At 55.2% G+C, this 12787-nt stretch carries 17 protein-coding genes and 1 pseudogene; 5 read left to right on the top strand and 13 right to left on the bottom strand.

Going from position 1 to position 12787, the window contains the following annotated elements:
- The first annotated feature begins 49 nt into the window (after window positions 1-49).
- From ACM0M4_RS15645 to ACM0M4_RS15635, 3 genes and pseudogenes are all read left to right on the top strand, one after another.
- The gene (locus ACM0M4_RS15645; RefSeq protein ID WP_172413195.1) at window positions 50-322 is read left to right on the top strand and encodes a hypothetical protein; all 273 of its coding nucleotides are present in this window, start codon (window positions 50-52) and stop codon (window positions 320-322) included.
- A 96-nt stretch (window positions 323-418) separates the two neighbouring features.
- Window positions 419-1296: pseudogene (locus ACM0M4_RS15640) on the top strand (IS3 family transposase); the annotation flags it as partial.
- Between the two features lie 65 nt (window positions 1297-1361).
- Complete coding sequence (locus tag ACM0M4_RS15635; protein ID WP_043514340.1) at window positions 1362-2183, top strand: hypothetical protein; 822 nt, start codon at window positions 1362-1364, stop codon at window positions 2181-2183.
- Window positions 2184-2485: 302 nt separating this feature from the next.
- Here the strand turns inward: ACM0M4_RS15635 and ACM0M4_RS15630 are convergent, their stop codons facing one another.
- The 8 genes from ACM0M4_RS15630 to ACM0M4_RS15595 form a co-directional block, all read right to left on the bottom strand.
- A complete protein-coding gene (locus ACM0M4_RS15630; RefSeq protein ID WP_270005893.1) occupies window positions 2486-3637 on the bottom strand; it encodes a zonular occludens toxin domain-containing protein in 1152 nt (383 codons plus the stop codon).
- The gene (locus ACM0M4_RS15625; RefSeq protein ID WP_021264007.1) at window positions 3637-3975 is read right to left on the bottom strand and encodes a DUF2523 family protein; all 339 of its coding nucleotides are present in this window, start codon (window positions 3973-3975) and stop codon (window positions 3637-3639) included. Before ACM0M4_RS15625 ends, ACM0M4_RS15630 begins: the two co-directional genes overlap by 1 nt.
- A gap of 1 nt (window position 3976) precedes the next feature.
- Window positions 3977-5353 carry a hypothetical protein gene (locus ACM0M4_RS15620; RefSeq protein WP_270005894.1) on the bottom strand — a complete coding sequence of 459 codons (1377 nt, stop codon included), beginning with the start codon at window positions 5351-5353 and terminating at the stop codon, window positions 3977-3979.
- A 123-nt stretch (window positions 5354-5476) separates the two neighbouring features.
- Window positions 5477-5611 carry a membrane protein gene (locus ACM0M4_RS15615; protein ID WP_021264005.1) on the bottom strand — a complete coding sequence of 45 codons (135 nt, stop codon included), beginning with the start codon at window positions 5609-5611 and terminating at the stop codon, window positions 5477-5479.
- A 192-nt stretch (window positions 5612-5803) separates the two neighbouring features.
- A complete protein-coding gene (locus tag ACM0M4_RS15610; RefSeq protein ID WP_124214005.1) occupies window positions 5804-6181 on the bottom strand; it encodes a hypothetical protein in 378 nt (125 codons plus the stop codon).
- A complete protein-coding gene (locus ACM0M4_RS15605; RefSeq protein WP_258163999.1) occupies window positions 6178-6435 on the bottom strand; it encodes a hypothetical protein in 258 nt (85 codons plus the stop codon). The genes ACM0M4_RS15610 and ACM0M4_RS15605 overlap by 4 nt, the downstream gene beginning before the upstream one ends.
- A complete protein-coding gene (locus ACM0M4_RS15600; RefSeq protein WP_124214006.1) occupies window positions 6435-6671 on the bottom strand; it encodes a hypothetical protein in 237 nt (78 codons plus the stop codon). Before ACM0M4_RS15600 ends, ACM0M4_RS15605 begins: the two co-directional genes overlap by 1 nt.
- A gap of 84 nt (window positions 6672-6755) precedes the next feature.
- A complete protein-coding gene (locus tag ACM0M4_RS15595; protein ID WP_236086997.1) occupies window positions 6756-7925 on the bottom strand; it encodes a phage/plasmid replication domain-containing protein in 1170 nt (389 codons plus the stop codon).
- Window positions 7926-8062: 137 nt separating this feature from the next.
- Here ACM0M4_RS15595 and ACM0M4_RS15590 point away from each other — a divergent pair, with 137 nt between their 5' ends.
- Together ACM0M4_RS15590 and ACM0M4_RS15585 are read left to right on the top strand one after the other, a co-directional pair.
- Complete coding sequence (locus tag ACM0M4_RS15590; RefSeq protein ID WP_023124247.1) at window positions 8063-8242, top strand: hypothetical protein; 180 nt, start codon at window positions 8063-8065, stop codon at window positions 8240-8242.
- 168 nt (window positions 8243-8410) lie between these two features.
- Window positions 8411-8584, top strand: a complete 174-nt coding sequence (locus ACM0M4_RS15585) for a hypothetical protein (protein WP_153570532.1) — start codon at window positions 8411-8413, stop codon at window positions 8582-8584.
- Between the two features lie 229 nt (window positions 8585-8813).
- Here ACM0M4_RS15585 and ACM0M4_RS15580 read toward each other — a convergent pair whose 3' ends face one another.
- The 5 genes from ACM0M4_RS15580 to ACM0M4_RS15560 all read right to left on the bottom strand — a co-directional run bounded on the left by ACM0M4_RS15580 (window position 8814) and on the right by ACM0M4_RS15560 (window position 12627).
- Complete coding sequence (locus tag ACM0M4_RS15580; protein WP_023124608.1) at window positions 8814-9074, bottom strand: hypothetical protein; 261 nt, start codon at window positions 9072-9074, stop codon at window positions 8814-8816.
- 427 nt (window positions 9075-9501) lie between these two features.
- A complete protein-coding gene (locus ACM0M4_RS15575; RefSeq protein ID WP_270005893.1) occupies window positions 9502-10653 on the bottom strand; it encodes a zonular occludens toxin domain-containing protein in 1152 nt (383 codons plus the stop codon).
- The gene (locus ACM0M4_RS15570; protein WP_021264007.1) at window positions 10653-10991 is read right to left on the bottom strand and encodes a DUF2523 family protein; all 339 of its coding nucleotides are present in this window, start codon (window positions 10989-10991) and stop codon (window positions 10653-10655) included. Before ACM0M4_RS15570 ends, ACM0M4_RS15575 begins: the two co-directional genes overlap by 1 nt.
- 1 nt (window position 10992) lies before the next feature.
- Complete coding sequence (locus ACM0M4_RS15565; RefSeq protein WP_270005894.1) at window positions 10993-12369, bottom strand: hypothetical protein; 1377 nt, start codon at window positions 12367-12369, stop codon at window positions 10993-10995.
- A 123-nt stretch (window positions 12370-12492) separates the two neighbouring features.
- Window positions 12493-12627: a membrane protein gene (locus ACM0M4_RS15560; protein ID WP_021264005.1), complete on the bottom strand. Its 135-nt coding sequence runs from the start codon at window positions 12625-12627 to the stop codon at window positions 12493-12495.
- Between the last annotated feature and the right edge of the window lie 160 nt (window positions 12628-12787).

The following is a 12787-nucleotide window of genomic DNA, read 5'->3' as shown; positions in this document are numbered from 1 at the left end:
GGTCTCTCCTTGAACTACCCGCAACTCTGGTCGTTGCATCGAGAGGGTAGTGATGATTTACGGATATCAAGAAATGACGGAAAGCAAGGGAAGAGCATTGCGGGGCGACTTCCTTATCGCTACGTCATCGCTTCCTGGCAGCAAGCGATGCAGGTGGCTGCATTATGCCATTATGCCCTTCTTGTGTCAGGCCTTGAAGGGGAGAGAGGATTACAACGAGGAACATCCGCAGCGCACTGAACTACCGCTCGCCGCTGCGCAATTGCGCTTACTTGACCACCTGATTGCATTTGACTGGACCAAGCATTTGCATCGGATCTGAGACCGGCAGAGAACGACCAATAGCTAGCTTTGAAGGGCAGTTTGTAATCCCGGACACCGATTTAGGCGACAATCCTTGCCGTGAGAGAGGTGTCTGATGAGCAAGCAACGACGTACGTTTTCCGCCGAGTTCAAGCGAGAGGCCGCGCCCCTGGTGTTGGACCAAGGCTACAGCCATATCGACGCCTGCCGTTCGCTGGGTCGGCCTTGCGCCGTTGGGTGAAACAGCTCCAGCAGGAGCGCGACGGCGTGACCCCGAAGAGCAAGGCGCTCGCCCCAGAACAGCAGAAGATCTAGGAGCTGGAGGCTCGGATCAACCGGCTGGAGCGGGAGAAAGCGATCCTAAAAAAGGCTACCGCTCTCTTGATGTCGGACAAACTCGATAGTCGGTGGAAGTGGTCTGTTCAGCTTTCGATGTGGCGCGGTCTTGCTACTACGTCCACCGTCTTCGACGTCGTCGGGTCGATGCGCGCCGCGTTGATGCGTGAGCTGGGCCTGGTCAGCAAGCAACCGGGCTCGCACGCCTATAGACAGGCCATGGTTGAGCGGCCGGATATCCCGAATCGGCTGAACCGCGAGTTCGCGGTCCAGCGTCCCAATCAGGTGTGGTGTGGCGACATCATGTACATCTGGGCGCAAGGCCGCTGGCATTACTTGGCGGCGGTGCTGGATCTGCAGGCACGGCGGGTGATCGGCTGGGCGTTCTCGGCCAAGCCGGATGCCGAGCTGGTGATCAAGGCCCTGGACATGGCCTACGAACAGCGCGGCAAGCCACAATAGGTGCTGTTCCATTCGGATTCAGCCAGTTACGCCAGCCGCTTGTTCCGGCAGCGACTGTGGCGCTACCGGATGCAGCAGAGCATAAGCCGCTGGGGGAACTGCTGGGACAATTCGCCGATGGAGCGTCTGTTCCGCAGCCTGAAGTCGGAATGGGTCCCGCCGACTGGCTACCTGACGGCGCAGGAAGTCCAGCGGTACCACCTGCGGTGGCCGAAGAAAAACTCAACCCACTGTCCGGGATGGGTTGACCACTACAAACGGTGTTCACCGATTTCATCGTTCGGAACGCATCGTCTCTCAAGGGCAAGCTGTGGCAGTCAACGAGCGCAGACTGGTCGCTGCAACAGTATCTTCTGAGCTCCACCAGTATCAGTAATGACGTGCTCAAAATATTGCTCGATGGCGTCGTGCTTCAAGACCTATCAATGATAAAAGCAGCGCTACCTGAAGGGCGGTGGGTCATGCTGGTAGCCTCATCATTTCTGCCATACAGCTCGGAAGTCAGGGAGATCGTACTGAATACTTGCCCACATCTCGAAGGCCAGTACCTGGTTGAACGGTGGGATCTAGCAAAGGCAGAGATCGATATCAGTTCTCTCCAGCTCGACTCGATGCTCACTCTGAGCAAAAGCAAAGCGCTGCCACTCACACAGAAAATTCAGATGTGGTCAGGGCTTAGCCTAGAGACGATTGAAAGCAAACCGGAAGCGGTTCCAGAGCTCGGCCGTGTATCTATGCTGGCCAATAAAGCTGGCGAAAGGTTTGCTGATCCGCTGATGCCTGTGCTGCGACATCTGGTTCGCAACGCGAGCCTAACCTCGGAGCAGCGCTCTGAAATGCTGACACAATGTCTTCCTGGGATGAAGTGGCCGGAGGTTGCCGCAGCTCTAGGGTTGCTCGACGATGAGGACTTCAAAACCGTGAGCGCGAAGGTCAAGAAGATCAAGGTAAGAAACACCGAGTCAAACCGGAGGTTAGTCAACGAGATGAGATCTGAGGGGTACTTGGCAACGGTGACCTCAGAGGACGACGTCATCATCGCAACCACCAGGCCCTCGGCAATGACATCTGAGGACGCCTGAGCGTTGAAGGTAGCAGCTTAGCGACCACCGTACAGCACAGCGCCAGATCGGGCTTGACGCTTTAGGACTGAATCATCCTGGCTTCTAACATAGCATTTAATTTAACATAATATACATTATGCGAAGCCAGGGATACGAACCCCCGAGCCATCGACGCCGAAATCGACGCTGACAACGGGCGAAGATATCCAGGCCTGGAGCCTTTGGGCTGTCCCTGGAGCGACCGTCAAAGGGGTTAATCGAGAACGCAGGCACCGCCGGGAATCGGGTCCCTCCCGCAAGCGGGAGCCCTCCCGATTCCCTCAAGGCGCCTGCACAGGCGTGGTTACTGCGATGTCCTTTGCTGCGGATACCAGCGGCATGTCCGTTACAACGTAACCGATATCGAAGCCCTTGTACGTCAGCGAAACGACCGTCGGCGACTCCCAGGTGATCGAGTAGCCCGCGGTGCGTAGGTCGTCAAACGACACCTTACTGACCGGCTGCCCGTTGTTCGCGAGCTGGATAAAACCACCCAGAAACTCTTCCTCAACACCATCCCGAAAGCGTTTACCACGCATGGTTGCGATCAGATGCATCGACAGCCCCTGGAACGGGTGTAGCTTCTGCTCAGGCCCCCGAGGCTTGGCCTCGATCACCGGAGCCGCTGGAGCCGCACCTACAGGCGCAGAATCGACACTCGCAACCACCGGCTGAACCCTAGGCGGCGGCGCATGCTTCTTTTCCCGCGTGACGTTCCACGTCGACAGACAGATGACGATCAGGAAGCACAGCGCAGCACCTTTGAACGGCCAGCGCTTCCAGATCGGCACAATGTCATTAGCGGCCAGTTCCTGGCCTGCGGCCGAGGACCGCGTATGTGACTTCCAGAATCCGTAGAACTGTTTCTGATACTCCCGGATGCTGGTATTCACGACCTCACCGCGCAGACCGTCCTGGACCTTGCGGATATAGCGATCATTGGTGCCGAAAGCCGTGGCCTTCTTACAGCGATACACGACCTGGACAAGGTCACGAATTGCCCGGTTGATCTTGCCGTAACTCTGAGTGATCAACAGCACATCGGCCAGTTCGTGACGATGAAGCGAATACCACTCCTCAACCGGCACAGGCGTGCCGCGCAGCGGTATCGAAAGGTGACATTCATCAATCACATACAGCGGCCCGAATCCCTCGTCAGGATGCCGCCAAGGGTCCGCATAATGATCAACCCGGCTAAACGGGCGTACTACCCTACTCTCTTCCTCGCCACTCTCATTGTCGAAGACCTCAACAGTAGAGTCCCGAAGTTCGATCAAATGCCAAGACTCCGGGAAAAACGCTTTGAACTTGTCCATGTCCAAGGCCAAGTTCGTGATGACCTTTCGCCCTTGATTCAACGCCGGAACAACATGATAAACAACAGCCTCATGAGACTTTCCGCCACCAGGCTGGCCCAGGATCAAGTTAATCATTACGACCCCCAGCGGACAAACGGGATAGTTTGCAACAGGAATCGGACGACCAGAGCGCCGACAATAAGCGTTATAGCCTGAGGCACACCCACATAGCCCAGCATGTTGGCCGCCTCAGCTGGGATCATTGCATAATATGTTTGCGGATTGAATGGTATCGCGATTGCATCAAGTGCCGAGGCCGCAATAGAAAGCGTCTGCTCAAACACCCAGCAAACAACATCAGTAACCATATTCCACGCATCTTTGAATATCTGAGCGAATACCAGCAGTAGCCATTTTGCAAACCCGACAATCTTAGCAAGCAGCGCAGTAAAGAACTTAAAAACCCCAGCCATATCAACCTCCAAAAATCAGAGCGCGACACAAAAACAAGGCCGAAACCATAAGAATCGCTTTCACGAAATCAAGCACATAGCAGATAGACCCGAACTGCTGATAACCATAGTTCGCCCAGGACGCAATATTCATATCCAGCCCAAATGCCGGACAACGCCCCGAAAACGACGGAATGAACCCCTGGAGAAACTTCATAAACTCCGTATCTTCAAATTCCGCGCGTTTGTCACGCCATACACCCTCAAGCCCGTCCTCGTATTTTTGCTCATAGAACGGCTTAACTTCCGGAAATTCGGAGTCCTCAAAACTACCACCCTCCTCCTCTTTCTCTTCGGGAGGAATTTCTGCTGTCACATCATCAGTGTCGGTCGTAGTCGTCTCCTCGGTTTTATCACCGTCTTTCGTGGTCGTAGTCGTAGTGGTTTCCGTATAGTCGATATAGTTATCGCCATACTTAATCTCATACTTAGTCTGTGTATCCTTTGTCGTCGTGCTGGTAGTGCCATCAGGATTCGTGGTTGTCGTCGTCGTCGATGTCTTGGGACCGTTTACCGATGAAGGCCCGCTAAGATGCGTGGTTTCAGACATCTGCTCATAGCACGCGGCAGGATTCAAAGACCCTTCACACGTCGCTGTTAACAAATCTTTAAGCCAGTTCGGATCAACCACGCCAGACAGCGAGTCCGTAATATCGTCATAATCCGGATCAGTCAACGACTCTATATGCTCGCCGGGCTTCCACAAACTATCGCACTTGCCAGTTGAAACATTAAACCACACGCCAGGGTCACAGCTATTAGCGTAAATAATAGAAGAACTCACAATGCCATTAATCCTAATTACACAGTTACCACTCTGAGTAACCTCATATTCACAAGCCTGTTGACGAGTCAAGCCATATTTAAGATCAAGATAAACACCGCCAACATTTTGTGGCGGCCTAACATAATAGACGCCCGCCACCGCACCCGAAGGCGCGTCACTTACTTTCTTAACCGGCTTGCCATTTTCATCAATAAAGCCCCCGATACTATCAAGAGCCATTGACATGGCCGCAGTTGCAGCAATACCAGCAATTCCACCCTTGAGCGACGAAACACTACCCTTAATCGTCCTTGGAATAGAGAAATCAATCGTCGGGATAATCTTTATCGGAACACCAGCAGTCCCGCCACCAGATCGTGGAATGTACTCAACGCCAGGCTGGCCAGGAATCTTTAAGGATGGACCGGAAACAGAAGGAGAGCCGCCACCGCGCGCAACAATACTTGCACTAGGCACGGTGACGCTCTTTCGAGTCGCGGAGTACGAAACTTCAGAGGAGAGAAAAAACGCGAACGCTAGAAACGCTGCCGCATACCGGCGATAAATGCCCATGCTGCCAATACCCCGCCATGGAAGACCAGGGCGTGAACTACCAGCGCAAGGTCCGCCGCTGTAAATGTAAGTTGAGAAGGTTCCATAAGATACAGGGGGCCTTTCAGCCCCCTGCCCTGGCCCTTAGGCCTTCTTAACGCCGCGCTTGCCCAGGTCGATCCCCTTGAACGCCATCGCAATGCCGATGATCGCAACACCGGCACTTACGACCCAGGTGGAAACGCTGGAAAAGTCTACCGCACCGAAAATATCAGCCATGATTCACCTCTTTCATAGTTTGCGGATCGCACTTAGTACGATTCCTACTTTTAAACCCACGGCATATGCGGCAAAGGTCAAGATAAACCCGGAACCGTATACCGCCGTGAGACTTTCAAAAGTGACCGAACTTAAAAGTTGCATTGCCGCTTCCATTTTCGATCACCCCTGATTCTTAATAATTAGCCCGAATTACGAGGCCGCCTGAGTAGCCGTTTTCGGCAGCTGCGCCGCCTGCGGCTGGGCCGGAGCAGCCGGCTTCGGCTGGGCGGTCCCCAAGGGCTTTTCAATCAGTGCCAAGGGCGCGCCTGCCAGCGAGTAGCTAATGCGCTTGTACTTCTCGTCGAACTCATCGTTATAGGGCGCGTAGACCTCGACACCAGCGAGGTTGCGATAGGCGTTATGCAGGCCGTTCTTCACGGCATCGCCGAAGACACGAAGCTTGTACGTAGTGTCCACGTCAAAGCCGTCACGGTCCTTGTCGGTCGCCTTGATGCCAACGATGGCCCAACGCTTGTCCCCTTCCCCCTTGTCCACTACGCCCAGGACGTACCCTTTCAGAATCTTCATGGTCTCTTTCTCCAGCGCCGAGCAGGCGCATACGTGATCCCCGGCCGGGCCGGTGCTACTGGTGGTGAACGACGAGCCGTCACGAAGGCCCGGCGCAGGTGTTGCCGCTCAGTTCGAGCAGCGGATTCAGTTGCCAGCACCTGGCGCATGACCTGACTCAGCAGGTCCGGCGAGTCGATACCGGCATCAAGCAGGACGAGCTCTACCGAGCCCCGCAACTGGAGGTAGGCTTGCCGTCCGATCTCAATCGCCATCACGGCCACCCGAATGCATCACCGACCCACGGCGTGCCTTTTTCATTGGTGACAGTGGTCCAAGGATTGGAGGCCTTACCGCCCTCCTCCTTATGCTTTTCGAGCGCCTGTAGCGCTTGAGCGACGGCCTGTTGCAACACGCTGCGATCGACAGCGGCGCGGGCCTGCCGACGAAGCTGGAGCGACCGACGCTCGCTGGAAGATAGGGACACGCCCTGGAGGCTGTAGGCGCTCATGAGCGAGCCCACACGCCCAGGGCGTGAATCAGAGTTGCAGCACCGGCGAGCAACGCGAGAGCTTCGAGAGTCGGGGCGAGCACGTCAGGCCACCAACCGGAGGTGACGCGGGCGCGGTGCATGCCGATAGAACTCCGGCAAATCCAGCACGTCGCTGGTGACGATTTCCTCAGCACGACGAATCATCACGACCGAATGACGGGTCACGTCGTAGGGCTGGGCGATGTTGATGCCGATCCGGTTCAAGCGCGCCCGGTAGGTCTTCATTTGCGACTTCGTAAAGTCGAAGCTGATACCAGGGCAGTGCATCCACTTCATCGCAATATTGGCGGTCGCATTCGCCGCCTGAGTGCTGCTTACAACCTCTTCAGAAAGCAGCCTTTCCGCAATCGTCTCGTAATCCATCGCCATCACCTCGAGCTTGTCGAATCCCCTCAAAAACTCCCCATGGATCGCCGCAAAGCGGCCTTCATCAAAAAGCCCCCACCACTCCAGCCGCTCACGGGCCAGATACTCACTCTTGAGTTCCTGTTCCATGCGCACGACGCCCTGCTGATCGCAGTACGCGGCCAGATCGAGCAGGTAGCGGAATTCGGGGGAGTCTTCGCCAAAGTTCCGTTTGCACTTCGGAAACAGGAACTTGCGGATGGCCTGAGCCTTACCGTAGGCCTTGTAGTAGTGGTCGCGGGCCTGCCAGTCGCAGGTCCAACCATCTTCGTAGAGGTGGCCATTCTTGTAGCCCACACGCTGAGTACTCAGGGCGCGGATGTAGGCCAGTTCATTGCCCTTCCCCACCGTCCGATTCGTCGTCAAGTCAACCCGGCGCAGGCGCGCACCGTTGCCGACCATCCGAGTTTTCGAGCCGTCCTCGGTCTGGAGGTGGCCCCAATCAGTGCAAGCCGTGAACGGCGGCAAACGGTTGCCCTTGTCGTCCTTGATCTCATGGAGGATGTCGTTATAGACCGCGACACACTCAGCGATGGACTGGAACCCATGCAGGTTGTCCAAGCGGTTGACTGCACTCGGATTCCCTTCAACGCGGAGCTTGTTCCCATCGACCCGAACCCGAATCGACGTCGAGTGACTGCCCTCAACCTTGAAACTAGGAGACGTGTCGCGCAGTTGCTCGCCGGTCCGCCGGTCGTAGTAGCAGATGCCAGTATCGCCAACCTGCGGGAGCTGGTACGGGAATACCTGCTCTACCGTGAGGTAGTCGTAGAACATCCGGGGGGCCGGATCGATCAGAGGCGACATTGAATTCCCTTCAAACCTGAGTTTCTAAGAAATTAGATTCGAGCGGAAAATTAGATTCTAAGATTCTCAATGTCAAGGGTCTTAGAAAATCAGGCTACGATAGTCCCCGCCAAACACTTGACGGACATAGGAACGAGATGCCCACCAAGCACATCGACGACGCGACATGGCGAAAGGTTGAGAAGGAAACCGTTAAGGCGGTGATCCACCTGCAAGCCTCGGTCAAAGACACTGAGGTATTACGCTGGCTGATCCTCAAAGGGCTTGAAGAAATGACCCCGGAAGACCTTGAGCGCTTCCACAAAAAAAGGGACTAAGCCGGGGCGTAGAAGAGGCCGCATACGAAGCCGAGAGAGGCTAAAGGCATGGGCCAGGGGCGTTTGAAAGGCCCGCAAAGTATGGAAGTCCATACCAAATTGGGGGTGTTACAGCACCCCCACCCCTCCGGGGCCAGATCGGAGCCCCGCAAACCAACGGAGAAACGCATGGGCTTGCACGACAGGGAATGGTTCAACGAAAGCCGGCACAAGCCCAAAAACGCCACCAGCGCACCGCAGCGGCCTCGCAGAGTCCTGTTCATCCACTACCTGGCCGGGTTCTGGCCGGGCGTCCTCATGGGCTTCCTGGCAGGCCTGACTGTCGGCCTGCTGATCAGCTAGGCGGACCGTCCGAAAGGTCGTAAGGGCGCTGCCCTTACTATCCCGCTCTTCCCGCCGAGGGCTCGGGAGGCAGGGGAGATAGAGCTTCCCCTCCCTCCCTTGCGGAGGCTGTTTCAGGGGGAGTTACGTCAAGTGTTCGCTTCGCCCGTGCTTCCGTTCGCCGGATCGGTGAAGCTGATCCGACGAGCCGGGAGCGCGGCACCTGACTAGGGAAAGTTCGGAGGGGCGTTCAGCCCTGGAGAAGATCGCCCTGGGCGACGTGGTCAAGCAGCGAAGAGGCAGAGGCGCGAGCGTTGTCGATGATCTGCTGCTGGACGTTGCACCGGGTCTGCAACCTCGCCAGTTCGTCCATGGCTTGCTTGAGCTGATAGGTCAGCGACCCGTACCGCTCAGCGGCGAACCGATAGGCACCGGCAGCAGTGGTCGCACCGGTCTGTTCCTTGAGTTTCTCTACGAAGTCGGGGGATTCATCGGGGAGTTTGACAAGCATGGCGGCTCCTTTTGGTACCGTATTCTCGACCAGGTCGTGCTCGAGCTCGACGAAAATGGTACCACTGCCGCCGAAAAATGGTACCAATATTTTCGACCAGGTCGTTCTGCAGGATCCTGCAACGGTACCAAAGCGGCATCGCATAACGGACGTTACGTGTAAATCCAGCGCCTGGGCTGCGCATTGTCCATGCGCTGGACTCTCCCCTCGGTCGGGCTGCGCCTAACGTAACGTCTGCACATTATGCGAAGCCAGGGATACGAACCCCCGAGCCATCGACGCCGAAATCGACGCTGACAACGGGCGAAGATATCCAGGCCTGGAGCCTTTGGGCTGTCCCTGGAGCGACCGTCAAAGGGGTTAATCGAGAACGCAGGCACCGCCGGGAATCGGGTCCCTCCCGCAAGCGGGAGCCCTCCCGATTCCCTCAAGGCGCCTGCACAGGCGTGGTTACTGCGATGTCCTTTGCTGCGGATACCAGCGGCATGTCCGTTACAACGTAACCGATATCGAAGCCCTTGTACGTCAGCGAAACGACCGTCGGCGACTCCCAGGTGATCGAGTAGCCCGCGGTGCGTAGGTCGTCAAACGACACCTTACTGACCGGCTGCCCGTTGTTCGCGAGCTGGATAAAACCACCCAGAAACTCTTCCTCAACACCATCCCGAAAGCGTTTACCACGCATGGTTGCGATCAGATGCATCGACAGCCCCTGGAACGGGTGTAGCTTCTGCTCAGGCCCCCGAGGCTTGGCCTCGATCACCGGAGCCGCTGGAGCCGCACCTACAGGCGCAGAATCGACACTCGCAACCACCGGCTGAACCCTAGGCGGCGGCGCATGCTTCTTTTCCCGCGTGACGTTCCACGTCGACAGACAGATGACGATCAGGAAGCACAGCGCAGCACCTTTGAACGGCCAGCGCTTCCAGATCGGCACAATGTCATTAGCGGCCAGTTCCTGGCCTGCGGCCGAGGACCGCGTATGTGACTTCCAGAATCCGTAGAACTGTTTCTGATACTCCCGGATGCTGGTATTCACGACCTCACCGCGCAGACCGTCCTGGACCTTGCGGATATAGCGATCATTGGTGCCGAAAGCCGTGGCCTTCTTACAGCGATACACGACCTGGACAAGGTCACGAATTGCCCGGTTGATCTTGCCGTAACTCTGAGTGATCAACAGCACATCGGCCAGTTCGTGACGATGAAGCGAATACCACTCCTCAACCGGCACAGGCGTGCCGCGCAGCGGTATCGAAAGGTGACATTCATCAATCACATACAGCGGCCCGAATCCCTCGTCAGGATGCCGCCAAGGGTCCGCATAATGATCAACCCGGCTAAACGGGCGTACTACCCTACTCTCTTCCTCGCCACTCTCATTGTCGAAGACCTCAACAGTAGAGTCCCGAAGTTCGATCAAATGCCAAGACTCCGGGAAAAACGCTTTGAACTTGTCCATGTCCAAGGCCAAGTTCGTGATGACCTTTCGCCCTTGATTCAACGCCGGAACAACATGATAAACAACAGCCTCATGAGACTTTCCGCCACCAGGCTGGCCCAGGATCAAGTTAATCATTACGACCCCCAGCGGACAAACGGGATAGTTTGCAACAGGAATCGGACGACCAGAGCGCCGACAATAAGCGTTATAGCCTGAGGCACACCCACATAGCCCAGCATGTTGGCCGCCTCAGCTGGGATCATTGCATAATATGTTTGCGGATTGAATGGTATCGCGATTGCATCAAGTGCCGAGGCCGCAATAGAAAGCGTCTGCTCAAACACCCAGCAAACAACATCAGTAACCATATTCCACGCATCTTTGAATATCTGAGCGAATACCAGCAGTAGCCATTTTGCAAACCCGACAATCTTAGCAAGCAGCGCAGTAAAGAACTTAAAAACCCCAGCCATATCAACCTCCAAAAATCAGAGCGCGACACAAAAACAAGGCCGAAACCATAAGAATCGCTTTCACGAAATCAAGCACATAGCAGATAGACCCGAACTGCTGATAACCATAGTTCGCCCAGGACGCAATATTCATATCCAGCCCAAATGCCGGACAACGCCCCGAAAACGACGGAATGAACCCCTGGAGAAACTTCATAAACTCCGTATCTTCAAATTCCGCGCGTTTGTCACGCCATACACCCTCAAGCCCGTCCTCGTATTTTTGCTCATAGAACGGCTTAACTTCCGGAAATTCGGAGTCCTCAAAACTACCACCCTCCTCCTCTTTCTCTTCGGGAGGAATTTCTGCTGTCACATCATCAGTGTCGGTCGTAGTCGTCTCCTCGGTTTTATCACCGTCTTTCGTGGTCGTAGTCGTAGTGGTTTCCGTATAGTCGATATAGTTATCGCCATACTTAATCTCATACTTAGTCTGTGTATCCTTTGTCGTCGTGCTGGTAGTGCCATCAGGATTCGTGGTTGTCGTCGTCGTCGATGTCTTGGGACCGTTTACCGATGAAGGCCCGCTAAGATGCGTGGTTTCAGACATCTGCTCATAGCACGCGGCAGGATTCAAAGACCCTTCACACGTCGCTGTTAACAAATCTTTAAGCCAGTTCGGATCAACCACGCCAGACAGCGAGTCCGTAATATCGTCATAATCCGGATCAGTCAACGACTCTATATGCTCGCCGGGCTTCCACAAACTATCGCACTTGCCAGTTGAAACATTAAACCACACGCCAGGGTCACAGCTATTAGCGTAAATAATAGAAGAACTCACAATGCCATTAATCCTAATTACACAGTTACCACTCTGAGTAACCTCATATTCACAAGCCTGTTGACGAGTCAAGCCATATTTAAGATCAAGATAAACACCGCCAACATTTTGTGGCGGCCTAACATAATAGACGCCCGCCACCGCACCCGAAGGCGCGTCACTTACTTTCTTAACCGGCTTGCCATTTTCATCAATAAAGCCCCCGATACTATCAAGAGCCATTGACATGGCCGCAGTTGCAGCAATACCAGCAATTCCACCCTTGAGCGACGAAACACTACCCTTAATCGTCCTTGGAATAGAGAAATCAATCGTCGGGATAATCTTTATCGGAACACCAGCAGTCCCGCCACCAGATCGTGGAATGTACTCAACGCCAGGCTGGCCAGGAATCTTTAAGGATGGACCGGAAACAGAAGGAGAGCCGCCACCGCGCGCAACAATACTTGCACTAGGCACGGTGACGCTCTTTCGAGTCGCGGAGTACGAAACTTCAGAGGAGAGAAAAAACGCGAACGCTAGAAACGCTGCCGCATACCGGCGATAAATGCCCATGCTGCCAATACCCCGCCATGGAAGACCAGGGCGTGAACTACCAGCGCAAGGTCCGCCGCTGTAAATGTAAGTTGAGAAGGTTCCATAAGATACAGGGGGCCTTTCAGCCCCCTGCCCTGGCCCTTAGGCCTTCTTAACGCCGCGCTTGCCCAGGTCGATCCCCTTGAACGCCATCGCAATGCCGATGATCGCAACACCGGCACTTACGACCCAGGTGGAAACGCTGGAAAAGTCTACCGCACCGAAAATATCAGCCATGATTCACCTCTTTCATAGTTTGCGGATCGCACTTAGTACGATTCCTACTTTTAAACCCACGGCATATGCGGCAAAGGTCAAGATAAACCCGGAACCGTATACCGCCGTGAGACTTTCAAAAGTGACCGAACTTAAAAGTTGCATTGCCGCTTCCATTTTC

The sequence above is a fragment of the Pseudomonas sp. 18-147 genome (genome assembly GCF_051048045.1).
In the GTDB taxonomy this organism is placed as follows: Bacteria; Pseudomonadota; Gammaproteobacteria; order Pseudomonadales; family Pseudomonadaceae; genus Pseudomonas; species Pseudomonas aeruginosa.
Note: the sequence above shows the minus strand (reverse complement) of the source record. Positions and strands in the feature narration are given on the sequence as shown.

Coding starts and splice junctions, on each gene's coding strand:
- ACM0M4_RS15630 (WP_270005893.1), bottom strand. CDS start 3,637: ATGATTAACTTGATCCTGGGCCAGCCTGGTGGCGGAAAGTCTCATGAG.
- ACM0M4_RS15625 (WP_021264007.1), bottom strand. CDS start 3,975: ATGGCTGGGGTTTTTAAGTTCTTTACTGCGCTGCTTGCTAAGATTGTC.
- ACM0M4_RS15620 (WP_270005894.1), bottom strand. CDS start 5,353: ATGGGCATTTATCGCCGGTATGCGGCAGCGTTTCTAGCGTTCGCGTTT.
- ACM0M4_RS15615 (WP_021264005.1), bottom strand. CDS start 5,611: ATGGCTGATATTTTCGGTGCGGTAGACTTTTCCAGCGTTTCCACCTGG.
- ACM0M4_RS15610 (WP_124214005.1), bottom strand. CDS start 6,181: ATGAAGATTCTGAAAGGGTACGTCCTGGGCGTAGTGGACAAGGGGGAA.
- ACM0M4_RS15605 (WP_258163999.1), bottom strand. CDS start 6,435: ATGGCGATTGAGATCGGACGGCAAGCCTACCTCCAGTTGCGGGGCTCG.
- ACM0M4_RS15600 (WP_124214006.1), bottom strand. CDS start 6,671: ATGAGCGCCTACAGCCTCCAGGGCGTGTCCCTATCTTCCAGCGAGCGT.
- ACM0M4_RS15595 (WP_236086997.1), bottom strand. CDS start 7,925: ATGTCGCCTCTGATCGATCCGGCCCCCCGGATGTTCTACGACTACCTC.
- ACM0M4_RS15590 (WP_023124247.1), top strand. CDS start 8,063: ATGCCCACCAAGCACATCGACGACGCGACATGGCGAAAGGTTGAGAAG.
- ACM0M4_RS15585 (WP_153570532.1), top strand. CDS start 8,411: ATGGGCTTGCACGACAGGGAATGGTTCAACGAAAGCCGGCACAAGCCC.
- ACM0M4_RS15580 (WP_023124608.1), bottom strand. CDS start 9,074: ATGCTTGTCAAACTCCCCGATGAATCCCCCGACTTCGTAGAGAAACTC.
- ACM0M4_RS15575 (WP_270005893.1), bottom strand. CDS start 10,653: ATGATTAACTTGATCCTGGGCCAGCCTGGTGGCGGAAAGTCTCATGAG.
- ACM0M4_RS15570 (WP_021264007.1), bottom strand. CDS start 10,991: ATGGCTGGGGTTTTTAAGTTCTTTACTGCGCTGCTTGCTAAGATTGTC.
- ACM0M4_RS15565 (WP_270005894.1), bottom strand. CDS start 12,369: ATGGGCATTTATCGCCGGTATGCGGCAGCGTTTCTAGCGTTCGCGTTT.
- ACM0M4_RS15560 (WP_021264005.1), bottom strand. CDS start 12,627: ATGGCTGATATTTTCGGTGCGGTAGACTTTTCCAGCGTTTCCACCTGG.